The organism is Pantoea sp. EKM21T, from assembly GCF_011800405.1.
GTDB lineage: Bacteria > Pseudomonadota > Gammaproteobacteria > Enterobacterales > Enterobacteriaceae > Pantoea > Pantoea agglomerans.
The window spans coordinates 259308-282560 of the sequence record NZ_JAALFV010000007.1; the positions used below are offsets into that span (position 1 = coordinate 259308).

Below are 23253 nucleotides of genomic sequence, written 5' to 3' on the forward strand. Positions count from 1 at the left end.
CTGGCTAATCAACCGATTGCAGATTGCTCTGCAGAAACCCCACAAATGCGGTAATACGCGCCGGAAGCTGACGCTGCGCCTGCCATACCGCAAAAATATCGCCATCCGGTGCCTGCCAGTCGGGTAACACCGGCAGCAGTTCGCCCGTCGCCAGACTGTGCTGCGCATCCCACCAGGAACGCAGCAAGATGCCATGCCCATCCATCGCCAGCCGCATCGCCACTTCGCCATCGTTGGTGATCAGACTGCCGCGGACTTTCTGATTGATGCTCTGTTCGCCGCTGGTCAGTCGCCACAGGGTAAAATCGCTGTCGTGCTGGCGCAGTAAAATGCAGTTGTGTTGTGCCAGATCGCGCACTGTCTCCGGCAGACCGTGCCGGGCGGCATAGGCGGGTGAGCAGCAGAGAATGCGCGGATTGGTACGCAGTTTGCGCGCCACCAGCCGTGAGTCGGGCGGTTCCCCGACGCGGATATCAATATCCATGTGGGCATCAAGAAAATTAAGTGGCTGGCTGCTGAGCTGCAGCGACAGCGAGAGTTCCGGGTGCAGCGCGGCAAAAGCCGAAACGCAGGGCGCAATATGCCGACGGCCAAAGCCAAATGAGGCGTTGATGTTAAGTGTGCCGCGCAGCTGAGCGGTTTCGCCGCTGACCGCCTCTTCCAGTGCCGCCAGCTGATCCAGCAACGGACGCGCACCCGCCAGATAACGGCGCCCTTCCGGCGTCAGCTCCAGTCGTCGCGTGGTGCGGCGCAGGAGTTGCACACCAAGCCGCTGTTCCAGCTGGCTCAGACGTTTGCTGACCGCCGCCAGTGACAATCCCAGTTCGCGCGCCGCCGCAGTCAGGCTATCCAGCGCAGCCAGGCGAACAAAGAAGGCTAAATCATCGGTGGAGGTGCGGGATTCTCTACTTTTATTCAACACTGGATTGCCTTTCAGGCTCATTATTTCCCCGGAAGCGACAGTTATACTGCGTACACAATTCGAACATCAACCGGAAAGGTACCCTGTGACTGACAAAATTCACTCTGTTGCCGTGATCCCTGGCGACGGCATCGGCAAAGAAGTGATGCCTGAAGGCGTCCGTGTAATGAATGCGGCCGCAGAGAAATTTAACATTCCGCTGCGCTGGGAGTGGTTCGATTACGCCAGTGCCGACTACTGGCAGCAGCATGGCAAAATGTTGCCTGACGACTGGTTTCCACAGCTGAAAGCCTTTGATGCGATCTATTTTGGCGCGGTCGGCTGGCCCGATGTGGTGCCCGACCACGTTTCACTGTGGGGCTCGCTGCTGCAGTTCCGCCGGGAGTTCGATCAATATGTGAATCTGCGTCCGGTGCGACTGATGCCAGGTGTTAAAGCGCCGCTGGCGAATCGTCAGCCCGGCGATATCGACTTCTATGTGGTACGCGAAAACACTGAGGGTGAATACTCCAGCGTCGGCGGCACCATGTTCCCCGGCACCGAACGTGAAGTGGTGATTCAGGAGACGGTGATGACGCGCACCGGCGTCGATCGCATCCTGAAGTTTGCCTATCAGCTGGCGCAGAGTCGGCCGAAGAAACACCTGACCTCCGCTACCAAATCGAACGGCATTGCCATCACCATGCCCTACTGGGATAGCCGCGTTGAAGCCATGGCCGGTCAGTTCCCCGATGTTCGTGTCGATAAGTATCACATCGATATTCTCACCGCTAACTTCGTGCTGCATCCGGACTGGTTTGATGTGGTGGTCGCCAGCAATCTGTTTGGCGATATCCTCTCCGATCTCGGCCCGGCCTGTACCGGCACCATCGGCATCGCCCCTTCGGCCAATATCAATCCGGAAAGCCTGTTCCCCAGCCTGTTTGAACCGGTTCACGGTTCTGCGCCCGATATCGCCGGTAAAGGCGTCGCCAATCCCATCGGACAGATCTGGTGTGGCGCGATGATGCTGGAGCACCTCGGCTACAAAGCGGCAGGTGATGCGGTGTTAGACGCGATTGAACGCACGCTGGCAGCGGGTGAGCACCTGACGCGCGATCTCGGCGGCAGCGCCAGCACCGAACAGCTCGGTATGGCCATCGCCGCCGCGCTGTGATTTAGTCCGGCAACTGCACCACGCACTCGGGGTGCCAGCCTGGCGGTAACGGTTCCGGCCGTATTATCGTCAGGCTGTGCAGTTGCAGGTTCTCCACCCCGCGTGCGAACAGGCCCGGCAGCCCGCCGGGATAGCGCTCTACGCCAAAAGCTTCTCCGGTTTTCGGGTCAAGTTTGTAGGCGTTATCCAGCCCCATGCCGGTCGGGGAGGCCGGGTTACAGGGCGGCCGTACGTCATAGTGTCCCTGTGCAACCGGTGCCACGGTCTGCCGCATCTGCAGCTGGCTGATGACCACATCGCGTATCCAGCCCGGTTCTGCCGCATGCAGGTTAATCGCCCCTTCCGCCACGCCCGTAACGTTACTGAACTGCACCTGCTCTACGATGCCTGGCGTAATGGCGGGATCGCGACTGCGCACCGAAATATGCAGCGGATCGGCTTTTCCCCAGTGACAGGGCGGCGCATGGTGACAGGCAAAAGTCAGATTACTGAACAGCAGACGCCGCATCGCGCCACCGTCACGCGACAGAATGCCGATGCCACGGTTGGAATCAAAAATGGTGCAGCCGGTCACCGTGACATCTTCCACATCATCCCAGGTTTCAGTGCCGATTTTAAAGGCGCAGCTGTAGCTACGCAGCAGGCAGTTGGTGATCATAATCTGCCGCGCCGGACGCCGCAGCGCGGCCGGTTTATGGGTGGTTTTGATGCAGATGGCATCATCGGCAGCACTGAGATAGCTATTGCTGACAAACACCGCTTCGCAGCTGTCGATATCGAGCGCATCGGTATTCGGCATGGTCATGGCATTGTCGATGGTGAGGTGGTCGATATGCACATGGCGACAGCTCACCAGATGCACCGTCCACATCGGCGCCTGCACGATGGTAAAAGCGGTCAGCGTTACCTGCTCACAATCTTCAAACACAATGATCCGCGGCCGGTCCGCACGCGGCAGGCGATAGCCCTGCTCGTCACGCTCAGCGGCAAACCAGGCTTCACCGTCACCGTCTATACGGCCGGTGCCGCTGATGGTGATATTGCGCTGGCCCAGCGCATAGAGCAGCACATTGTGGGACTTCTCAGCACAGCTCAGCGCCTGTACCGCCTGGTAATCAGCCAGCCGCTGACTGGCGATCAGCACCGCGCCCGCTTCAAGATGGAGTTCAAAATCAGAGGGCAGATTCAGGCAGCCGCTGCGATAACGCCCGGCAGGCAGGGTCAGACGGCCACCACCCGCCGCCGCAATCTGATCCATAGCGCGTTGCAGCACGGCCGTGTCCGGGGTTTCGCCATCGGCGACAGGGTGAAAATCAGCAAGGGAAAGGTGCATCATGCGTCTCCCGCAGGATTGAGGAGGAGGAATTGCAGCACGATACGGCGCGGCAAACCTTTGTCTGGCCGCCAGTGCGCCGTTTCGTGCGGGCTATCACAGATTACTTCACGGCCCCTTCGGTGACGCCGCTGATGAACTTGCGCTGGAAAATCAGGAACACCACGATCAGCGGCATAATCACAATCATCGCGCCCGCCATCAGCACCGGAATGTCGATGGTGTTTTTGTTCTGGAAAAACATCATGCCAATTGGCAGTGTGCGTAACTCATCCTTGTTGACCAGAATCAGCGGGATCAGGAACTCATTCCAGGTCCAGATAAACAGCAGCAGCCCCAGCGTTGAGAGGGTCGGCCAGATAGCGGGCACCAGAATGCCCCACAGAATTTTGACCCGCGATGCCCCATCCATTACCGCCGCTTCCACCAGTTCTTTCGGCACCTGCTGGAAAGCACTGGCGATCATCAGCGTGGTAAAGGGCAGCGACAGGGCGATTTGCGGCAGGATCAGCGCCAGATAGGTGTTGGTCAGCCCCATCCAGCGCAGCTCGTGATAGAGCGGAATGATAAAGGCTTCACTCGGCAATACCATCCCCAGCGCCAGCATCGCTCCGATGACTTTTTTACCAGGGATTTTCAGCCACGCGAAACCGAACCCGGCCAGAATGCCCAGCAGCACGCTGAACAGCACCACCGGAATCACCACCAGCACCGAGTTGAGGAAGTAGACGTTGAAGTGTCCCTGTTGCCACGCGGTCAGGTAGTTTTTGAAATTCAGCGAGGCGGGCAGCGTGAAGACCCCCTGAAACAGCTCCATCTGGGTTTTGAACGACGTCATCAGCGCCATCAGGAACGGCAGAATCGTCATCAGCGCCACGATCCAGATCAGCGCGCGTGAAATCACCGGCGTGCTTCGCATCAGTAACGCTCCTTTAAGGCCAGATGGATCAGATAGTTAATCCCTAAAACAATGACCATGCTGAACACCGCCACCGACGAGGCGTAGCCAAAGTAGTGCAGATCAAAGCCCTGCTTATACATAAAGATGTTGGTCACCATGGTGGAGGTGCCCGGGCCGCCCTGCGTCATCACATAGACCAGGTCAAAGGCTTTCAGGCTGGCGATCACCGTCAGCAGCAGGGCAATCCGCAGCTCGGGTCGCAGGCCTGGCAGCGTAATGCGCATAAACTTCTGGCGACGCGACGAGCCATCGAGATCGGCCGCTTCCAGCAGTGAGGGATCCATGCGCTGCAGGCCCGCCATAAACAGAACCAGACAGAAGCCGAAGAAGTACCAGGTGGCGACCAGACCCACGGCGGGCAGCGCCCAGGTAAAATCACCCAGCCAGGAGAGTGCCAGCTGGGGCAATCCTATTGCGCGTAATATCTGGTCGATCGGACCAAACGCCGGGTTATAGAGCCAGCGCCACACCACGCCCAGCACCGCCATCGGCATGATGTAGGGCAGGAAAAAGAGAATGCGCAGCACGCTGCGTTCGCTGTTGTTGCGCGTGTCATACAGAAAGCTGCAGAGCAGCAGGCCGACGCCAATCGGCAACAGGGTATAGAACAGCATCAGGATGGCGTTATTGCCCAGTGCAATCCAGAACACCGGATCGCTGAACATCCGCAGATAGTTGCTGACGCCGCTAAACACCGGCAGCGAGGTGCCGTCCCATTCGGTAAAACTGATGCCCAGCGAGGCCAGTAGCGGGAACAGCAGAAACACCGCATAGACCAGCACCGCAGGCAGAACATAGAGAAAATTACGCCAGCCACTTAAATTCAACATAACTCTACTCGTGGTTCAGAACGAGGCTCAGGCCCGGCTGTTCGCCGGGCCTCCGGCTTAATGCTTCAGTGTTTTCAGGTAACGCTGATAGTTGTTATCAAAATTAACTACCATCTGATCGGGTGTCTGACGGCCCGCCAGCAGCAGCTGAACGTTCTGATTCAGCTCGGCGTTCATGGTGGGTGTCGCCCAGTCCACGTAGTGGCCTAAACCGTCGTAATCATTGAGCGTCAGCCAGACCTGATACGCCTCGGCCAGCAGCGGATTGTCCGCTGGCATTTTCGCCGCTTTGTTGGTGCTGGCAGGCAGGAAGCCCACCTTCAGCCAGCGGTTCGCCATGGCATCAGAGACCATATAGTTGATGAACTTCGCCGCACCTTCCTGCTGGTCTTTGCCTTTGGCAGTGCTGGTGATGGAGAACGCCAGATCGGTACCGCCCACCATCAGCGGTTGCTTCACGCCTTCACCGGCAGGCATCGCGGCAAAGTGAATATCTTTGTTGTCTTTAAACTGGCCGAGATACCAGGTGCCGCTGACCAGGAACGCAGCCTGGCCGTTCTGGAACAGCGTCGCCGCATCGTCGTGACCGATGCCCTGGAAGCCAGGGAAGAAGTACCCTTTGTCGGTCCAGCTCTTCATCATAGAGGCGGCATTGACCAGCTTGCTGTCTTTGAAGGTGCCGCCCACATCGTAAATCAGATTATCCAGCGTCTTGCGGTCGTGGCTCTCAATCTGCGCCTGCCACAGGGTGCTGAGCAGTTGCTGGCCCATGTTGCCATCCAGCAGACCGAGCATCATCGGCGCGGTGCCCTGCTGCTTCAGTTTCGCCATCGCGCTTTCCAGCTCAGCCAGCGTTTTCGGCACGGCAATACCTGCTTTATCCAGCAGCGCTTTGTTGTAATAGAGCCCGACCATCTCGCCCAGGCTGGCGACGCCATAGAGTTTGCCGCTGCCAAACTCGCCGCTGTCTGACCAGCGGTTACGTTTCAGAATCGAGTCCGGGAAGCGTGTGGTCCAGCCGTTGCTGGCGGCGTAGCTGTCGAGCGGCAGCAGCAGCTTATCTTTAACCAGCGAGCCCATATCACCGCCGCCCTGGTTGACCTGAGCGATCTGCGGGCCATCACCGGCGGTCAGCGCCAGCTTCAGGGGAATACGGGTATCTTCAAAGGAGTGAACCGAGCGGTTAATCACAATGCCGGGATTCTGCTGGGAAAACTCTTTAATCCCTTCATCTACCGCGGCAGTCTGCTCCGGGTAGTTGTAGATATCCCACTCATTCAGGGTAACGGCGGCGTGGGCGGCATGCGAGACGCTGCCCGCCAGCAGGCCCGCTGCCAGCAGCCGACCCACATTGCGAATTCGGAACGAACGAACGGAGGAAACAGACATTATGCTCACCTTCTTCAGACCAGGATCGGCATCCTTTCATCTCACCGCCTGACATCCTGCAGGCTGCAGCCGCACACAAACGCACTCACTCATACTTACTTTAATAAAAAAATAAAGTCAAACAGCCTGCGCGGGGAATTACAACGCTGTGAGCACGCGCAAATAAACAGCGGCATGGCGTGAAATTCAGCACACTGCGCTGGTATTTACGCGATTAACCGTGGCGGTGCGTCGCCAGCTACTTTTTCTGCAGCAGGAGATGCCAGTGCAATCATCGCAAAATAACCTCCTGATAAAACATACGAAAATCCTATCACGCTCACACTTTTCCCCTTTCACTGGCCGTGAATCTGCTGCCAGCCGCCATGATCCGGGCGTGTTGGCGATCACAGTTGTGCATCCCGATGCCGGTAAACATTGCCGAAGCGCCCGTGTTAGTGAGATAAGGTAATTATTCTATCTTGAAAACTAAGTCCACTTTCATTAACGTAACTTTTATCTGCGGATCTGTTCAATCCCTGACCGATTCACTCACTCACGAGAATTCACCATGGCGAATCAAGGTGTCATTCGTCCGGCCACCCCGGCGGACTACCCGGCGCTCTACCGCATCTGCCTGGAAACAGCCGATGCAGGTGGCGATGCCCGCGCGCTCTATTCCGATCCTGACTATCCCGGCCAGCGTTTTGCTGTGCCTTATGCGCGTTTCGCGCCTGACTTTGCTTTTGTGCTGGAGCGGGACGGTGAGGTGCAGGGTTATGTGGTCGCCGCGCCCGATACCCGCGCGTTTGAAGCGCAGCTACAGGCCGAATGGTGGCCGCAGCTGCAGGAGAAATATCGTGATCGCAGCGCCAGCGCGCCGCTCGACAGCAAAGTGCTCGACGCAATACGCCATCCTGACCAGGCCGCTGACACGCTGGTGACGCAGTGGCCCGCTCATCTGCATATCAACCTGCTGCCGGCGGCACAGAAAGGCGGCTGGGGTCGCCGGATGATTGAGCATGAGCTGGCGGCGCTGCGCGCTGCCGGTGTCAGCGGTGTCCATCTTGGCGTCAGCCTGCAGAATGAGCAGGTCTGTGCCTTTTATCAGCGCATGGGGTTCACCCCAATCCTGCGCAGCAATGCCATCTACATGGGCCAGTTACTCTGAGTGAGGTAGCCGATGACCAGCCTGCGCTTGCAGAATGTGAAGAAGTCTTATGAACACGTTAATGTCATTCATGGCATCGATCTGACGATCAACAGCGGCGAATTTGTGGTGTTTGTCGGGCCATCCGGCTGCGGCAAATCGACGCTGCTGCGGATGATCGCCGGGCTGGAGGAGATCAGCAGCGGGCAGTTGCTGATTGAGGAGCAGGACATGACGCAGCAGCCCGCCACCGAGCGCGGCATTGCTATGGTGTTTCAGTCTTATGCGCTCTACCCCAACATGACGGTGCGCGGCAACCTGGCCTATCCGCTGGAGGTAATGAAGAAGTCTAAGGCGGAGATCAATGAGGCGATTGCCCGGACGGCCGCCCGCCTGCATCTCACCGAACTGCTCGACCGCCTGCCGCGCGCGCTCTCTGGCGGACAGCGGCAGCGCGTGGCGATTGGCCGGGCAATTATCCGTCATCCGCGTATCTTCCTGTTCGATGAGCCGCTCTCTAACCTCGATGCCGAGCTGCGTTTGCAGATGCGGATTGAGATTGCGCGGCTGCACGCCTCGCTCGGCAATACCATGATTTATGTCACCCACGATCAGCTGGAAGCGATGACGCTGGCTGACCGCATCGTCGTGCTGCGTCAGGGCCGCATTGAGCAGGTCGGCGCACCGCTGACGCTCTATCACGACCCGGATAACCTGTTTGTCGCCGGTTTTATCGGCTCGCCAAAAATGAACTTCCTGCGGGCGGAAATCAGCGCCACGGGCGAGGGTGAAGTGCAGCTGCGGGTGCCGGAACTGAAGATTGAGGGGCTGGTGCTGAAAATCGCCGCCGACTGCCGCGAGGGGCAAACCGTGACGCTGGGGATTCGTCCCGAGCATTTTCAGCCTGCCGCGCAGACGCCGGAGGCATTGCGCTTTCACGGCGAGCTGGCCTATGGCGAGATGCTGGGCCACACCAACTACCTCTACCTGGACATCGGGCGTGAAGAGATGCTGGTGGTGGAAGAGCGCGAAGCAACCACGCGCGATCTGGGAACGCAGGTTGAACTGGGCTTTTCTGCTGCGCACTGCCTGCTGTTTGATGAACAGGGGATGCGCCTGCGCTAAGGGAAGCGCGGAAACAAAAACGGGCGCCGCGGCGCCCGTTTTTATTGGAGGGATAACTCAGGTGACCGGCTCTTCATCGGCCTGCGCCGCCAGCAGATCAAGCAGCCGGTTGACGGCAAAACCCGCCGCGCCCAGCGCCCACATGCGGTTCGATTCAGTCAGGAACTGCAGCGGCGTCATGTGCGGCGTCAGTTTAAGCCGGTAGGCCTGGAAGCTCTGGGTGATGTGATCGAGCAGAATGCGTGACGCCATGTGCGGCTCCATCGCCAGATAAACCACATCCGGATCGTAAGCCACCGACAGGTTCGCCAGTGAAATTCCCAGCTCGCGTCCTGCCTCTTCCAGCACCGCCAGCACCTCGGGCGTTGGCCGCTGATCCAGCGCCTGCAACGTGAGGCCTTCCACCGGCTCCTGGTCAGCAAGCCGTTGCAGAATGGCACGCGATGAGGCGACATCTTCCAGCAGACGCAGTGAGCCGTCGCCCACCAGCCCGTTGCCAATCTCCCCCGCCTTGCCGTGACGACCGCGGTAGAGATGACGATTCAGGATGATGCCCGCCCCGATCCCTTTGCCGTAGGTGGCGATCACCGCCGACTGCGCGTTGCCGAGCTGACCAAATACCAGCGCCGCCATTGCCATGGCGTTGGCGTCATTCTCGATAAACACCGGCAGCGAGAAACGCTCTTCCAGCAGGCGCGCAATCGGGACGTTGTCCCAGTCGAGCACTTTGGATCGGATACAGTAGCCGTTTTCGGCATCGACCAGTCCCGACAGGGCCAGGCCAATGGCGCCCACCCGCTTCTCCTCAACGCCGCGCAGGAATTTCGCCAGCGCATCGCCGAGCTGGCGCGGTGTCAGCGTGCCTTTCGGCATCTGCTGTTCGCCCAGCAGATTGCCGCTGAGATCGGTCATGACGATCAGGTTGCGTTCCGCATTGAGCTGAATGCCAATCACGCTGGCGCGATCGGGATTGAGCCCAAGCAGCGTTTTTGGCCGCCCCATCGACACGCGACGCAGCCCCAGCTCCTGCACGATTTCCTGCGCCAGCAGGCGATTAGTCGCCTGCGACACGGTCGACATGCTCAGTCCGCTACGAACTTTCAGGTCTGACTGGCTGATCGGCGCATTTTCAACAATCAACCGCAGAATGCGCGCGGTTACGTTGGGAGCGGTCATAAATTCCTCGGGTTATCTGGCTGAGGATACTCAGCCAGCTTCAGATCGGTAATCGGGCAGGCGTCAGCTGCTGCGCCAGTATCAGCGCCCCGCTCAGGGCATCGCCCTGCGGCGTCACCAGCCGGGCCTGAATATCGTCATCCAGCCAGCGCTGAATCGGCGTGGCCAGTCCCCCCATCAGCGCCACGGGACCGCTGCTCAGGGCAGTCAGACGGCAGACCATCAGGCCGGTATCGGCTGCGGTCTGATGCAGCAGATCCTGTGCATGACCATCGCCCGCGTCGGCGGCCGCAAAAATCTGTGGCACCACGCGGGCCCAGTCTGCAGGCGTCGCTGAGCGCGTCCAGAGCAGCATGGTTTCCGGACTGTGGTCGAACTGCGCCATCAACTGCCGGGTAAGAGCGCTCGGGGTAATAATCGCTTCATGGGCCAGCAGCGCCAGCCGCAGCGCACGACGGCCCAGCTCAGCGCCCGATCCCTGGTCAGACAAGGCAAAGCCCCAGCCGCCAAGCAGCGTAAACTGTTCGCCATCCCAGGCGGCGCCCTGACTGCCGGTGCCAATGATAAAGACGGCGCCCGGTGCGCCGCCATGGGCGCCTGCACAGGCGATCTCCACATCGCTGACCACCTGTAACGCCGCGCAGGCAGGTTGCCAGCTGGCGAGCCGCGCCTGTACCGAGGTGACATTCGCACCGGCTAATCCGGCCACCAGCGCGGTTTGCGTCAGCGCCTCCGGGGCTAATCCCGCCTGTGACAATACCCGTTCGATCAGCTGCCCGACGCAGGTCAGCGCCGCGTCATAGTCTGACCAGACGTTGGCAGGCCCGCCGGTGGCTTCCGCCAGCATGCGACCCTGCAGGTCGGTTAACCGCGCGCGACACTGTGTACCGCCGCCATCAATGCCCAGAAGATAGTGTGGTTGCACGCGCTTCCTTCCCTGATTAAGGGTTATAGCCATAATGAGCGAACGATAGGATAAAAAAACTTAAATCGCAATAACAAATAAATATAGCAAAATCATATCTGAATTTTCTTGTTATTTTACATCGTCATAACAAAAACCCCCTCGCAAAAAGCGCAGTGCGTTATTGACATTAGTTTTTCTGTCGTAATAAGTTGGTGGTCAGATTATCAACAGGCGCGCCCGATCACAGGCGGGCTATGCATCATGCGATTTCAGGAGCAGGGGTTTAACATGAAAGTAGGCATTATCGGTCTCGGCTTTCGACTGTCCCACGTGATCAAAGAGTTCAGCAAAGCCGACGACGCCTTCTCGGTAGTGGGTTATTACGATCCGGCACCCGCCGGACTGCCTAATCTGCACAGCTTTGGTATCGCGCCCGGCCAGGCCTTTGCGTCAATCGATGCTCTGCTGGAACATGGCGGAATGGATGTCGTGCTGGTTGGCTCTCCCAACTTTCTGCATCTGGAGCATGTGGGTCAGGCGCTGGCAGCGGGTTACACGGTGTTTACCGAAAAGCCGGTGGTGATCAATGAAGAGCAGACCATGGAGATGGCGAAGCTGGTGCGTCAGTATGGCGAAGCGCGCATTCTGGTCGGCCTGGTACTGCGCTATTCCCCGCTCTATCACGATCTGCTGGCGGCACGCGATGCGGGTCAGTTGGGTGAGATCACCTCGATTGAGGCGACAGAACATATCAAGCCTTATCACGGCGCATTCTTTCAGCGCGACTGGCGACGTCTGGAGAAATATGCCGGTCCGTACATTCTGGAAAAATGCTGTCACGACATCGATCTCTATCAGGGGCTGTTGCAGGAACGCCCGATCCGCGTCGCCAGCTTTGGTGGCCGGAAATCCTTTACTCCCGCTCATGCGCCGCAGGGAGCTATCACCGCTGACTCAGAACTTTATCACGTGAAGCCCAGCGGCTGGTCGAGCACCGATGCGGTGTTCGACAGCGATGCCGATATTGTCGACTACCAGACTGCCCTGATTGAGTACGAAGGCGGCGCGACGCTGGCCTTCCACGCCAATCTGAATGTGCCGGATGAGTTCCGCCGTTTCTGTGTCATGGGCACCGACGGCATGGCGGAAGGCGACTTCGTGCGCAACTACTTCCGCGTACACAACGCACGCAGCGGCGAGAAAGAGGTCGATACCGCCTACAGCGGCAATGCGTATGATGGCCATTACGGCGCAGATGCGCTGATGGCTGAAGAGATCGTTAAACATATTAAACAGGGAACACCGCTGAAAGTTTCAGTAGTGGACGCGCTGGAAGCGGGCCTCACGGCAATTAAAATCGATGAGGCCCGTAAAACCCGCAGCGTAGTGGACATGCGTGAAAGCTGGCTAACATTTGACGCCAACCTGGGAAAAACCGGGGCCTGATGGCCCCAGCCTGCGGGTCGGCCTCCCCCTCTGACCCCAGGATTTTAATGGCAGTATGACTGGTAACTTCCTGTACTGGCATTCGGGCCAGTGACAATATTGAGGTTGAGCTGGCTCGGGAAACCGTTGCCAGCGACAACTCAACCGCCCCTTCTCCAGCCCTCTTCTCCGAAGGCGTATTTGATTAAGCTGAAGGCAGCGCTTAATGAAGGTTTTTTTCATTCCGGGCGCAGACCGAGGGGCGCTGGGAGTGAAGGTATTCATACAGCAGCAGCATTCCTACCGGGTTATCCTCCAGATTTTCGAAATCAACGTGCGTTTTTTCCAGAAGATATTTTCTCAGGGCGCTAACCGGGATGTTTTTATGGGAAGCCAGCGCCCGGCACAGCTGCGCCACGATCTCGCACTTTACTGAATACGGCACATCAGGATTATAAATTTCCGGAATGGAGTGAGTCTGATTCATAACGGTACCCTCTATAAGCGCTTAAGCTGACTGAGGAGGCCACAGGCCTGCCGATGAGAGATAAGTTATAGCAAGGAACGCGTTTTCGTGTAAATCAGGAACGTTTTGAAAGGCGTTCCGGAGCTTTGCGTTCGTCCGGTTTGCGTCTCAGTCAGAGGCAACTTACATACTCACAGCGAATGGATGGCGCTTTTGCGTTTTTGCGCAAGGCATAGGCTCCCTGAGACTGCACTCAATTCTACAACCGCATCTGCCTTACCAGCATCGGTTGTTCAAACCGGATCCACCTCATTCTCCAGCTTCTGACGACGTCGCAGATGTGGAAACAACTTCATCCACAGCGCCACCACCACCAGCGTACCGATGCCGCCAATCGCCGCCGCCGGTGCCGCACCCATCCAGGCCGCCAGCAACCCCGACTCAAACTCGCCCAGTTGATTCGACGTATTAATGAAAATCGCGTTAACCGCATTCACCCGACCGCGCATGGTATCCGGCGTATCCAGCTGCACCAGCGCACCCCGGATCACCATACTCACCATATCAAAGCCACCCAATGCACAGAGCGCCACCAGCGACAGCCATAACTGCGTGGAAAGCGCGAACACCAGCGTCGCAACGCCAAAGCCCGCCACCGAGCCAAACATAATCATCCCGACATGCTTCTCCAGCTTGTGACGGCTCAGCCAGATGCCCACCAGCAATGCTCCCACCGACGGTGCGCCGCGCAACATCCCCAACCCCCAGGGCCCGGTATGCAGAATATCTTTGGCAAAAATCGGCAGCAGCGCCGTTGCACCGCCCAAAAGCACCGCAAACAGATCGAGCGAAATTACCCCAAGCACATCTTTGCGCTCACGGATAAAGTGAATCCCGGCAAACAGATTCTTCATATTCATCGGCAGACGAGCCTGCACCGGGCGTTCATAACGCAGCAGACTCACCAGCGTCAGCGAAACCAGATAAAATAGACCGGAAACGCCATACACCACATGCGGCCCGGCGACATAAAGCAGCCCGCCAATCGTCGGCCCGACGATAACCGCTGCCTGACCGCCCACGGAGTTCATCGCCATCGCACGCGCCAGAATCGAAGGCGGCACCAGCGACGGCAGCATCGAAGACATCGCAGGCCACTCCAGCGCTTTCGCCACCGCAATCATAAACACCAGCCCCCACAAGGCGGTCTTATCGGGGGTATGGAATAAGGTAAGCACCACTAATGCCAGCAGTGCGGCAAATTCCACCAGCTGACCCAACAGCACGATCCGCCGCCGGTCATATTGATCCGCCAGATGACCCGCTGGCAGCGCCAGCAACACCGACGGCAGAAACTGCATTAAGCCAATCATCCCTAACGCCATTGCGCTGTTGGTCAGCGCATAGATCTGCCAGCTGATTGCGACCGAGAACATCTGAAAACCAAATGATGAGCAGGTACGCGCCACCCAGAAGGCGACAAATGTCCGATGTCGCCACAGCGACTCTTCCGCCGCCGATGCCATAAATCCCATGTCTTATCCCAAATCAGGTGAGGAAACCCGCGTCGTTGCGCGGTGTTATTGGTGTGGTGATTGTCGGCTTCACGATAGCAGACCGGATGCGAGCAGAAGGCCTGCGGCTCCAGCGCAGCCTCCCTGCGCGATAAGCAGCGTCCCTGTCCGGCCGAGGCGCGTCAGACCCCTCATGATTATTACCAGCCTATTGGTCCCGACTATTGAATATATTCCAGCACATCATCAGACGCCAAAGGAATTATCGTTTCTTTGCTAACAGGTTTATTTACTTTCTCAGGCAACAAAAGGATGATTTGGATTAAGCATGTGATCTATATTTATTCACGCGTTTAGAAAAATGCGACTTTTTATATGCTTAATTAACAACAAATCCTTTCTATTGAATTTCATAGAGATAATGAAAAACAGTTTATATAACCCCTATGTTACTGAACCAATCCATCACGTTAAGCGTAATGTCACTGGCATTTGCTATAGCGTGCCTTATCTTCAGCAAAACCAGGATAGCGGCAATATACTTAATACAAACAACATTATTTCATTACACAATCAAATTGCTACTGAAGCAGCATTAATGGTTGTGCCGGTGGAAGATATTCGATTACGGGGAATGATCGCGGTTCCGGATGCCTATACGCATTTACAAAATGCGCGTGTCCGGATTGGAATTAATTATTCCAGTCTGGCAGCACACAGTACGTCACTGCTTGAATTAACAAAGAAATTTGATTTCTGGCTTTATGATTTTGCGCCGCCGGGTGCAGACTGGCGACTGCTGGAATCTTTTCCTTTTTCAGGAATTGTTTTAACCGAATCTTTCTTTAATGATAATTATGAGAAGTTTACCTTTCCCTTTTTTATGGCGACGTTTCGTGAAAAAGGGGCAGAGGTAATCGTACGAAGTCATACGCCGCCCTTAACCGCTGAGCAGTTTGCTGAGATAAATATCAGCGGCTGGCAACAGCAACGCTCGGACGGCGATCTTATTAGCTGCTGATTCACAAATCCTGCCTTCCGGCGTTAAGGGCACACGGCGGTGCGCTTAACGTCCTTTAATCCCCCATAAAATGTCGTTTTATTCCAGTTGTTAAGCGGTTTAAGCCAAAAAAATCAAACCTCGATCTGATTTTGCTATAACATTTAACACAAAGGGATCGTCTGTCTTAACGGAAGAGATACTTCAGAACACCCTAATCATTTGTACTTGATAACTGGAAACAGCCTATCTGGTTGTTTTCGTGTGTTTTATGGCAACGAAACGAGGTCGATATTATGGGGAAAAACTCCTCATCTTTTGGCGTAATTCGTTTCCTGACGGTGCTGTTCGCAGTGCTGACGGGCGCGTTTATGCTGATTGGCGGTGGCTGGTTAGCCGCCATTGGTGGTTCCTGGTATTACGTTTTTGGCGGTGTGGTGATGCTTATCACCGCTTATCTGCTTTCCCGTCGTAAAAGCACTGCGCTGGTTCTCTATGCGCTGCTGCTGATCGGCACCCTGATCTGGGGTGTATGGGAAGTGGGCACCGACTTCTGGGCACTGGCACCACGCACCGATGTGCTGGTGATCTTCGGTGTCTGGCTGATCCTGCCGTTTGTTTATCGCAGCTTCAACGCGGGCAGCAAAGCCGCGCTGGGTACCATGGCTGTGGCGCTGATTGCCAGTGCCATTGTGCTGGCCTATGCGGTATTCAACGATCCGCAGGTCATCAACGGGTCAGTACCAGAAACCGCTGACAACGCCCCGCAGGCTGCGCCGCTGAGCAACATCCCGGACGCTGACTGGCCCGCTTATGCGCGTGATCAGCAGGGAACCCGTTTCTCTCCGCTGAAGCAGATTAATCACCAGAACGTGAAAGAGTTGCAGGTTGCCTGGCAGTTCCAGACTGGCGACATGAAAACCCCTAACGATCCGGGTGAAATTACCGACGAAGTCACGCCGATTAAAATCCGCGACACGCTTTACCTCTGTTCGCCACACCAGATCCTGTTTGCACTGGATGCGGCCACCGGTAAGCAGAAGTGGAAGTTTGATCCGGGCATGAAGGTCAACCCGACCTTCCAGCACGTGACCTGTCGCGGTGTTTCTTACCACGAAGTGCCGGCAGCCGCCGATGCAGCGAACACTCAGCCTGCGCTGTGTTCACGTCGTATCTATCTGCCGGTCAACGATGGTCGTCTGTTTGCACTGGACGCAGAGACCGGCGAACGCTGCCCGGCATTTGGCGTCAACGGCGAGCTGGATCTGCAACACAAACAGCCTGTCACCACTGCGGGTCAGTATGAGCCGACCTCACCGCCGGTGATTACTAACACCACCATCGTGATGGCGGGTGCGGTTACCGATAACTACTCAACCCGCGAGCCGTCAGGCGTGATTCGTGGCTTTGATGTGAATACCGGCAAACTGCTGTGGGTGTTTGATCCAGGCGCAAAAGATCCTAATGCCATTCCGGCTGATGAACACACCTTCACCATGAACTCTCCGAACTCATGGGCACCGGCAGTTTACGATCCGAAACTGGATACCGTTTACCTGCCGATGGGCGTGAGCACACCGGATATCTGGGGCGGTAACCGCACACCAGAGCAGGAGCGTTATGCGAGCAGCGTGCTGGCCCTGAACGCCACCACCGGTAAGCTGGTCTGGTCTTATCAGACTGTGCATCACGATCTGTGGGATATGGACCTGCCGTCGCAGCCTACGCTGGCTGACATCACCGACAAAGATGGCAACACCGTACCGGTTGTCTACGCGCCAGCGAAAACCGGCAACATCTTTGTACTGGATCGCCGTACCGGCAAGCCAGTCGTGCCTGCGCCAGAAACGCCAGTGCCACAGGGTGCTGCTAAAGGCGATCACGTTGCCGCCACTCAGCCCTACTCTGAGCTGACCTTCCGTCCGAAACAGAATCTCACGGACAAGGATATGTGGGGCGCAACGATGTTTGACCAGCTGGTGTGCCGCGTGATCTTCAAGCGCCTGCGCTATGAAGGTCCGTTCACCCCGCCATCTGAGCAGGGTACGCTGGTGTTCCCGGGTAACCTCGGTATGTTCGAATGGGGCGGCATCGCAGTCGATCCTCATCGTCAGATCGCGATTGCTAACCCAATGGCGCTGCCGTTTGTCTCTAAGCTGATTCCACGTGGCCCAGGCAACCCGATTGAGCCGCCGAAAGGCGCTGAAGGTGGTTCAGGTACTGAAACCGGTATTCAGCCACAGTATGGCGTGCCGTATGGCGTCGAGCTGAACCCGTTCCTGTCACCGTTTGGTCTGCCATGCAAACAGCCTGCCTGGGGTTACATCTCCGCGGTGGATCTGAAGACCAACAACGTGGTGTGGAAACAGCGTATCGGTACCGTTCGCGATAGCGCACCGGTTCCGCTGCCGTTCAAAATGGGTATGCCGATGCTGGGTGGTCCTATCACCACCGCAGGTAAGGTGTTCTTCATTGGTGCGACCGCAGATAACTACCTGCGTGCTTTCAGCACTGATACCGGCGAACTGTTATGGCAGGCACGTCTGCCAGCAGGCGGCCAGGCGACACCAATGACCTATGAAGTGGATGGCAAGCAGTACGTTGTCATCGCGGCAGGGGGTCACGGCTCGTTTGGTACCAGGCTGGGCGATTATGTGATTGCCTACGCGCTGCCAGACCAGAAGTAATTCACGCAGCTGTGAATAAACTAAGGCGGACTCCGGTCCGCCTTTTTTGATCGCACTACTTTTTCATGCCACGCCAGTTGAGCCAGGCGCAAAACAGCATCACCACGCAGGTTGCCAGAAACACCGGCCGCATCCCGAATGCACCGCCCACCAGCCCACCAAACAGCGGGCCGCTGACCTGGCCGATATATTGTGCCGATGTCGAATATCCCAGCATCCGCCCAACCTGAGAACCCGGCACGTTATGACGAATAATCGCCGTGATGCACGGCATCAACCCGCCCAGCGCCATCCCCATCAGAAAACGCAGCAGCACCAGTTGCCAGGCCGCCGTGATAAATGCCTGGGGTATCAGCAGCAGCCCGCTAACGACTAAACCGCCGGTCAGCACCCGCCAGTGCCCTACCCGATCGGCCAGCCGACCCAGTCGTGGTGCCGCCAGGACCGTGCCCAGCGCCGCCGCGGACATCACCAGTCCGGCTATCAGGGTGATCTGGTGGTCGCCCTGCACAAACTCGCCCACGTAAAGCGTAATAATCGGCTCAATCGACATGCTGGCGAAGATCAGCAACATGCCAGAGAGCCACATCAGCCGTATCAGGCTGTGATTAACCGGCCCGGCTTCAGGATGCGGTTGCTGGCTGGCGCGCGATGTAGCGGGAGCACGTGGCTGCTCTTTGAGTAAAAAGGTAGTGGCGAGGAAGGCGAGAAAAATCACGGCGCCGGTCAGCCAGAAAGTCTGACGAATCCCGATCAGTGGCGGTAGCACACCGCCCAGCAGCGGCCCGACCACGTTACCGGCCATAATACCGGAAGATAATACCCCCAGCGCCCAGCCGGTCTGCGCTTTCGGCGTTTGTGCCGCCACCAGAATGGTCGATCCCGATGCGTAGCCGCCCAGCAGCCCCGCCAGCAGGCGCAGCGCCACCAGTTGCCAGGGCGCGGTCGCCATGCCAATCAGCGACATCGCAATCGCCATCCCGAGACTGGCCCGAATCAGCATCAGCTTACGACCATAGCGGTCAGCCAGCCTGCCCCACAACGGCGCCGTCAGTGCGGCGCTGAAAAAGGTCGCGCCGTAGGCAAGGCCGGACCAGCGGGCAATAGCGGCAGGCTGCTCAACGCCGAGTTGCTGCACATAGAGCGGCAGGAACGGCAGCAGCAGCGTCATCGCCACGATAGTGGTAAAAGAGCCGACGACGCAGACCCCTAAGTTACGTCGCCAGTGCTGAAACTCTGCAGTTTCGGGTGACTGTTGCATGATGATATCCGGTGAGTAATCAGGGATACAGGCTAACCGGCGTAGCGGAGTAACAACAGTCGCGGCGGGATAGTTACTCTGTGGCGCTGATTGTTGTCAGCAGGCAACAATCAGCCTGTATTCAGCGCCGCAACCAGGGCATCGCACAGCAGCGTCACGGGCGACGCCGGTTCGGGCGTGTCGTGCAGCAGCAGATAGCTTTGCAGACGATCCATCTGCCACTCCGGCAGCAGTTGCTGAATATCCCCGCGCGCCATCGCCTCCTGGGCCATGTAGGAGGGCAGATAGGCGATGCCGCTCCCTGCCAGTGCCGCATTGAGCAGCGCCATGCTGTTATTGGCGCGAAAACGGCTACGTACATCCAGTGCCAGCCGCTGTTTATCACGGCGGAACGGCAGTGCGGCGGTGTGCGCCGGACCATGAAACATCAGCAGGTCGTGGCGTGGCAGCATCTCAGGATGCGTGATGGCGGGTCGCTGCGCCAGGTAGGCGGGCGCGGCATAGAGCCCCCACTCGATTTCGCTCAGTACCCGAAAATTGCCCTGCTGTGGCGATCGGGATCGGATCACAATCGCCAGATCCGCCTGATCATCCAGCCGATCGTGACTGCGATCGGTCAGATCAAGATCGACATTGATATGCAGATGCCGACGCAGAAAGCGATTAAGAACAGGGACTATGCACTGGCAGCCGAACGTGACGGGTGCCTGCAGCCTGACATGGCCGGCGGGCTGCTGATGCACCTGCTGCACAAAGGCTTCGGCGCGCTGCACTTCGGCCAGCATCCGCACACAGTAGGGATAGTACGCCTGGCCCAGCTCGGTCAGCGCCAGCCGCCGGGTGGTGCGTTGCAGCAGCCGGATACCGAGCCGCAGCTCCAGACGGGCAATCTCCCGGCTGACATGGGATTTGGACAAGCCGAGTGCGCGTGCCGCCTCACTGAAACTCTGTAATTCCACAACCCGTGCAAATACCAACATGGCGGTTAAATTCGCGCCGTTTTCCATGTTTCCCGACTCCGACAGTAAAGGGATGCTGGCAACAAACTAACACGTTCGGGCGGGGTCACTGTGGCTGATGGGTAAAAAAAGGCGAGGCGAAGAACAAGTGGAGAGAAGCGCAAAGCGCGGGCCGACCTTCCCGTCCGCAGGCTGTGACGGGAAGGTCTTATCAGGCATCAGCTGGCCATCGCCAGAGGGAATAGCAGCCGATCCGGCTCGACGCGACGCTGACGGCGCAACTGGCCAGGCGTCACCATAAAGTAGTTTTTAAACGTGCGGGTATAGGCCTGCTGGGTATCAAAGCCATAGTTCATCGCCACCTGCAGTATCGCTTCGTTGCTGCTCAGCAACGTGAGCGCAGACTCGGTTAAACGGCGCTGACGGATATATTCTGCCAGTGAAAAGCCGGTATGCTGGCGAAACAGCCGTTGCAGATGCCAGCGCGAATAGCCCGAGCGGCGCGCCACCTCATCCAGATGCAGATCGTGTCCTAAGTTGTTCTCAATCCAGTCCAGCAAACTCCGAATAAACTCGCGCTGATTCATGGTTCCTCCTGTTGATGCTGATGTGCAGTGGAGCCACTCTACCTGCTAAAATTTATCCCTTAATTAGCAGAAAATTAGCGCAGAATTAGCAACGGCGGAAACGGAGGCGGAATCGCGCGGCCAGCGGGGCTTTAGTGTGAAGTATGACGGCAGAAGTCCGCCAAAATAATCCGTGCTGTGGCAAGGCGGCAAATGCGCGAGTCCCCGGGAGCTGACATAAGTCAGTGACTGGGGTGAGCAAAAGCAGCCAACGCCGCCACAGTGCGAAGTATGACGGCGGATAATTCTGGCCTAACAATTGGTGAGTAAACTCCCCTCATCTTTCTGAAGGAGATCAGCCATGCGCGTGTTACTGGTTGAAGATGATGAAATGATCGGCGCGAACCTGCAGCAGGCACTGGAGGGCGCGGGCTGGTCGGTGGACTGGGTGCGTGATGGCATCTATGCCCAGAATGCCTGGAGCGAAGGCGGCTACAGCTGCGTGCTGCTCGATCTCGGCTTACCGCGCGATGATGGCCTGCAGGTACTGCGCCGGGCGCGCGGGCGCGGCGACGCCACGCCGGTGCTGATTCTTACCGCACGCGACACGGTGGCGCAGCGGATTCAGGGACTCGACAGCGGCGCTGACGACTACCTGCTTAAACCGTTCGATTTACAGGAAGTCATGGCCCGGATGCGCGCGATTACCCGACGCAGCCACGGCGCAGCAGACTCAGTGCTGGGCAGCGGCGATGTGCAGCTGGATATGATGACCCGCGAAGTGCTCTACAAAGGACAGCGCGAGCAGCTTACGGCGCGCGAATATGCCCTGCTCTACGCCCTGCTGGAGCGGCCAGGCGCTATTCTGTCGCGCGAGCAGCTGGAAAATCGCATCTATGGCTGGGGCGATGAAGTCAGCAGCAACGCGGTGGATGTTCTGATCCACGGGATGCGCCGCAAGCTGGATAACGACGTGATCCGCAATGTGCGCGGACTGGGCTGGCGGGTACCGGCAATATGAAACCCTTCACCTTTATGCGTTCATTACGCAACAAATTACTCTCTACGCTGCTGATTATTCATCTGCTGATGATCGGCGGCGTCACCTGGTATTTCTTCAGCTGCTACGGCGATATGGTCGGCACCATGAAGGACGATCAGCTGGCAAAAATCGCTGATGCCTGGTCCACTAATAAACAGATGCCCGCCCTGATGCCGATGCTTATTGCGCCTGACAAGGCGAAGAGCGCCTTTGTGGTGCAACTGTGGGACGATCGGGGCCAGTTACGGGCCAGCTCATGGCCGGAGCTGCAGGCTCCGCTGCAAAATCAACGGGGCTATCGCGACGTGCATGTGGGTCAGTGCGACGACTGCGAATGGCGCATCTATACCCGGCCCGGCTTACCTGGCAGCGAGATAAAAACTATCCAGGTGATGCACAACCTCAGCTACATGAAGGCATTGATGGTCAAGCGGGCGCTGTCAGCGATCATTCCGTTGATCCTGATGATGCCGCTTTCACTGCTGGTGATCTGGCTGGTGGTGCGCAAGATCACCCGGGATTTGCAGGTCGCTTCGCGTCAGATTGCCGCGCAGGAGACGCACCATCCGCACAATGTCTCACCCGAAGGCTTGCCGGATGAGATCCTGCCGCTGGTGGCCGCCTACAACTCGCTGCTGAGTAAGCTGCGTGATGCCTGGTCGTCGCAGCGTCAGTTCCTGGAAGATGCGGCGCATGAGCTGCGCACGCCGGTAACGGCGGTGACCTTGCAGCTGGAAAATCTGCGTCAGCACATCCAGCCAGGCGAAGCGAGCCGACAGTTCAGCCAGCTGGAAGCGGGCGTCACACGCACCCGTCATCTGGTCACGCAGTTACTCAATGTCTCGCGTCAGGATGACCAGAGCGTGGTCGCCAGCGTCGAGCATATCGAACTGGACGATCTGCTGAAAGAGAGCATTGAGCAGCTGATGGTGGTGGCAGATAAACGCGGCATCGATATCGGCTTTAATGGCTCCACGCAGTATCGTTTGCAGGCCAGCCGTTCCGAGCTGCGCAGCCTGTTCGACAACCTGATTGGTAACGCCATGTTGCACACGCCGGAGGGCAGCCTGGTCGATGTGCTGCTGCATCGGGTCGCAGGTAAAACAGTGGTCGATATTGTCGATAACGGGCCAGGCATGCCGGAATCCTTTATCGAACGCGCGTTTGACCGTTTTACCCGTTCGCCTGACGTTAAAGCCCAGGGCAGCGGGCTGGGATTATCCATTGTGCGCAACGTCGCACAGAAGCATCAGATTCACGTCGCCCTTTCCAATTGCCTGACGCCACAGGGTGCCATTTGTGGTTTGCAGGTTCGCGTCACCCTTCCCTGATCCCGCCCGTTTGATCACGAACCAGACAACGTAAACGGTTGCCTGGTTCCGTTCGATCCTGGTCATTATTGTGA

At 57.6% G+C, this 23253-nt stretch carries 20 protein-coding genes; 9 read left to right on the forward strand and 11 right to left on the reverse strand.

Annotation, left to right across the window (positions count from 1 at the left end; translation table 11 throughout):
* Positions 1-4 precede the first annotated feature (4 nt).
* A complete protein-coding gene (locus tag HFD87_RS16200; protein ID WP_033769472.1) occupies positions 5-943 on the reverse strand; it encodes a LysR family transcriptional regulator in 939 nt (312 codons plus the stop codon).
* A 64-nt stretch (positions 944-1007) separates the two neighbouring features.
* Here HFD87_RS16200 and HFD87_RS16205 point away from each other — a divergent pair, with 64 nt between their 5' ends.
* Positions 1008-2078, forward strand: a complete 1071-nt coding sequence (locus HFD87_RS16205; protein WP_167423676.1) for a tartrate dehydrogenase — start codon at positions 1008-1010, stop codon at positions 2076-2078.
* Between the two features lies 1 nt (position 2079).
* On the opposite strand, the gene HFD87_RS16210 is transcribed toward HFD87_RS16205, so the two are convergent.
* The 4 genes from HFD87_RS16210 to HFD87_RS16225 form a co-directional block, all read right to left on the reverse strand.
* Entirely contained in the window at positions 2080-3411 is a 1332-nt protein-coding gene (locus tag HFD87_RS16210; RefSeq protein ID WP_124890434.1) for a glycoside hydrolase family 28 protein, read from the reverse strand.
* A 103-nt stretch (positions 3412-3514) separates the two neighbouring features.
* Positions 3515-4330, reverse strand: a complete 816-nt coding sequence (locus HFD87_RS16215) for a carbohydrate ABC transporter permease (protein WP_010252038.1) — start codon at positions 4328-4330, stop codon at positions 3515-3517.
* Positions 4330-5202, reverse strand: coding sequence for a carbohydrate ABC transporter permease (locus tag HFD87_RS16220; RefSeq protein ID WP_010252041.1), 873 nt, complete (start codon positions 5200-5202; stop codon positions 4330-4332). The genes HFD87_RS16215 and HFD87_RS16220 overlap by 1 nt, the downstream gene beginning before the upstream one ends.
* Before the next feature lie 57 nt (positions 5203-5259).
* Positions 5260-6591, reverse strand: a complete 1332-nt coding sequence (locus tag HFD87_RS16225) for an extracellular solute-binding protein (RefSeq protein ID WP_010252044.1) — start codon at positions 6589-6591, stop codon at positions 5260-5262.
* Positions 6592-7141: 550 nt separating this feature from the next.
* On the opposite strand from HFD87_RS16225, the gene HFD87_RS16230 reads away from it, so the two are divergent.
* Together HFD87_RS16230 and HFD87_RS16235 are read left to right on the forward strand one after the other, a co-directional pair.
* Entirely contained in the window at positions 7142-7741 is a 600-nt protein-coding gene (locus HFD87_RS16230) for a GNAT family N-acetyltransferase (RefSeq protein ID WP_061901841.1), read from the forward strand.
* Between the two features lie 12 nt (positions 7742-7753).
* Positions 7754-8845, forward strand: a complete 1092-nt coding sequence (locus tag HFD87_RS16235; RefSeq protein WP_010252048.1) for an ABC transporter ATP-binding protein — start codon at positions 7754-7756, stop codon at positions 8843-8845.
* A gap of 57 nt (positions 8846-8902) precedes the next feature.
* Here HFD87_RS16235 and HFD87_RS16240 read toward each other — a convergent pair whose 3' ends face one another.
* Together HFD87_RS16240 and HFD87_RS16245 are read right to left on the reverse strand one after the other, a co-directional pair.
* A complete protein-coding gene (locus HFD87_RS16240; protein ID WP_167423677.1) occupies positions 8903-10021 on the reverse strand; it encodes an ROK family transcriptional regulator in 1119 nt (372 codons plus the stop codon).
* A gap of 40 nt (positions 10022-10061) precedes the next feature.
* Positions 10062-10946, reverse strand: a complete 885-nt coding sequence (locus HFD87_RS16245) for a BadF/BadG/BcrA/BcrD ATPase family protein (RefSeq protein ID WP_167423678.1) — start codon at positions 10944-10946, stop codon at positions 10062-10064.
* A gap of 270 nt (positions 10947-11216) precedes the next feature.
* Between HFD87_RS16245 and HFD87_RS16250 the strand changes: the two genes are divergently transcribed.
* Both HFD87_RS16250 and HFD87_RS16255 read left to right on the forward strand, forming a co-directional pair.
* Positions 11217-12374 carry a Gfo/Idh/MocA family protein gene (locus HFD87_RS16250; protein ID WP_010252054.1) on the forward strand — a complete coding sequence of 386 codons (1158 nt, stop codon included), beginning with the start codon at positions 11217-11219 and terminating at the stop codon, positions 12372-12374.
* 205 nt (positions 12375-12579) lie between these two features.
* Positions 12580-12789: a hypothetical protein gene (locus HFD87_RS16255; RefSeq protein ID WP_158149639.1), complete on the forward strand. Its 210-nt coding sequence runs from the start codon at positions 12580-12582 to the stop codon at positions 12787-12789.
* Between the two features lie 323 nt (positions 12790-13112).
* Here HFD87_RS16255 and HFD87_RS16260 read toward each other — a convergent pair whose 3' ends face one another.
* Positions 13113-14354, reverse strand: a complete 1242-nt coding sequence (locus tag HFD87_RS16260) for an MFS transporter (protein ID WP_010252060.1) — start codon at positions 14352-14354, stop codon at positions 13113-13115.
* Between the two features lie 400 nt (positions 14355-14754).
* On the opposite strand from HFD87_RS16260, the gene HFD87_RS16265 reads away from it, so the two are divergent.
* Positions 14755-15354, forward strand: coding sequence for a hypothetical protein (locus HFD87_RS16265; protein ID WP_029519503.1), 600 nt, complete (start codon positions 14755-14757; stop codon positions 15352-15354).
* Positions 15355-15629: 275 nt separating this feature from the next.
* Entirely contained in the window at positions 15630-18020 is a 2391-nt protein-coding gene (locus HFD87_RS16270; RefSeq protein ID WP_010252065.1) for a glucose/quinate/shikimate family membrane-bound PQQ-dependent dehydrogenase, read from the forward strand.
* A 55-nt stretch (positions 18021-18075) separates the two neighbouring features.
* Here the strand turns inward: HFD87_RS16270 and HFD87_RS16275 are convergent, their stop codons facing one another.
* The 3 genes from HFD87_RS16275 to HFD87_RS16285 all read right to left on the reverse strand — a co-directional run bounded on the left by HFD87_RS16275 (position 18076) and on the right by HFD87_RS16285 (position 20827).
* Positions 18076-19281, reverse strand: coding sequence for an MFS transporter (locus HFD87_RS16275; protein WP_010252067.1), 1206 nt, complete (start codon positions 19279-19281; stop codon positions 18076-18078).
* A 110-nt stretch (positions 19282-19391) separates the two neighbouring features.
* Positions 19392-20288: a LysR family transcriptional regulator gene (locus HFD87_RS16280; protein ID WP_132499352.1), complete on the reverse strand. Its 897-nt coding sequence runs from the start codon at positions 20286-20288 to the stop codon at positions 19392-19394.
* Positions 20289-20458: 170 nt separating this feature from the next.
* Positions 20459-20827 carry a helix-turn-helix domain-containing protein gene (locus tag HFD87_RS16285; RefSeq protein ID WP_009092546.1) on the reverse strand — a complete coding sequence of 123 codons (369 nt, stop codon included), beginning with the start codon at positions 20825-20827 and terminating at the stop codon, positions 20459-20461.
* A 340-nt stretch (positions 20828-21167) separates the two neighbouring features.
* Here HFD87_RS16285 and HFD87_RS16290 point away from each other — a divergent pair, with 340 nt between their 5' ends.
* Complete coding sequence (locus HFD87_RS16290) at positions 21168-21827, forward strand: response regulator (RefSeq protein WP_010252086.1); 660 nt, start codon at positions 21168-21170, stop codon at positions 21825-21827.
* Positions 21824-23179, forward strand: a complete 1356-nt coding sequence (locus HFD87_RS16295) for a HAMP domain-containing sensor histidine kinase (protein ID WP_167423679.1) — start codon at positions 21824-21826, stop codon at positions 23177-23179. Before HFD87_RS16290 ends, HFD87_RS16295 begins: the two co-directional genes overlap by 4 nt.
* Positions 23180-23253: the final 74 nt, after the last annotated feature.

Excerpts from the sequence above, each read along its gene's own strand:
- HFD87_RS16250 (WP_010252054.1), top strand. The coding sequence starts at position 11,217 with ATGAAAGTAGGCATTATCGGTCTCGGCTTTCGACTGTCCCACGTGATC.
- HFD87_RS16290 (WP_010252086.1), top strand. The coding sequence starts at position 21,168 with ATGCGCGTGTTACTGGTTGAAGATGATGAAATGATCGGCGCGAACCTG.
- HFD87_RS16285 (WP_009092546.1), bottom strand. The coding sequence starts at position 20,827 with ATGAATCAGCGCGAGTTTATTCGGAGTTTGCTGGACTGGATTGAGAAC.
- HFD87_RS16210 (WP_124890434.1), bottom strand. The coding sequence starts at position 3,411 with ATGCACCTTTCCCTTGCTGATTTTCACCCTGTCGCCGATGGCGAAACC.
- HFD87_RS16235 (WP_010252048.1), top strand. The coding sequence starts at position 7,754 with ATGACCAGCCTGCGCTTGCAGAATGTGAAGAAGTCTTATGAACACGTT.
- HFD87_RS16275 (WP_010252067.1), bottom strand. The coding sequence starts at position 19,281 with ATGCAACAGTCACCCGAAACTGCAGAGTTTCAGCACTGGCGACGTAAC.
- HFD87_RS16230 (WP_061901841.1), top strand. The coding sequence starts at position 7,142 with ATGGCGAATCAAGGTGTCATTCGTCCGGCCACCCCGGCGGACTACCCG.
- HFD87_RS16200 (WP_033769472.1), bottom strand. The coding sequence starts at position 943 with ATGAGCCTGAAAGGCAATCCAGTGTTGAATAAAAGTAGAGAATCCCGC.
- HFD87_RS16265 (WP_029519503.1), top strand. The coding sequence starts at position 14,755 with ATGAAAAACAGTTTATATAACCCCTATGTTACTGAACCAATCCATCAC.
- HFD87_RS16280 (WP_132499352.1), bottom strand. The coding sequence starts at position 20,288 with ATGGAAAACGGCGCGAATTTAACCGCCATGTTGGTATTTGCACGGGTT.
- HFD87_RS16260 (WP_010252060.1), bottom strand. The coding sequence starts at position 14,354 with ATGGGATTTATGGCATCGGCGGCGGAAGAGTCGCTGTGGCGACATCGG.
- HFD87_RS16215 (WP_010252038.1), bottom strand. The coding sequence starts at position 4,330 with ATGCGAAGCACGCCGGTGATTTCACGCGCGCTGATCTGGATCGTGGCG.
- HFD87_RS16295 (WP_167423679.1), top strand. The coding sequence starts at position 21,824 with ATGAAACCCTTCACCTTTATGCGTTCATTACGCAACAAATTACTCTCT.
- HFD87_RS16240 (WP_167423677.1), bottom strand. The coding sequence starts at position 10,021 with ATGACCGCTCCCAACGTAACCGCGCGCATTCTGCGGTTGATTGTTGAA.
- HFD87_RS16270 (WP_010252065.1), top strand. The coding sequence starts at position 15,630 with ATGGGGAAAAACTCCTCATCTTTTGGCGTAATTCGTTTCCTGACGGTG.
- HFD87_RS16255 (WP_158149639.1), top strand. The coding sequence starts at position 12,580 with ATGAAGGTTTTTTTCATTCCGGGCGCAGACCGAGGGGCGCTGGGAGTG.
- HFD87_RS16220 (WP_010252041.1), bottom strand. The coding sequence starts at position 5,202 with ATGTTGAATTTAAGTGGCTGGCGTAATTTTCTCTATGTTCTGCCTGCG.
- HFD87_RS16225 (WP_010252044.1), bottom strand. The coding sequence starts at position 6,591 with ATGTCTGTTTCCTCCGTTCGTTCGTTCCGAATTCGCAATGTGGGTCGG.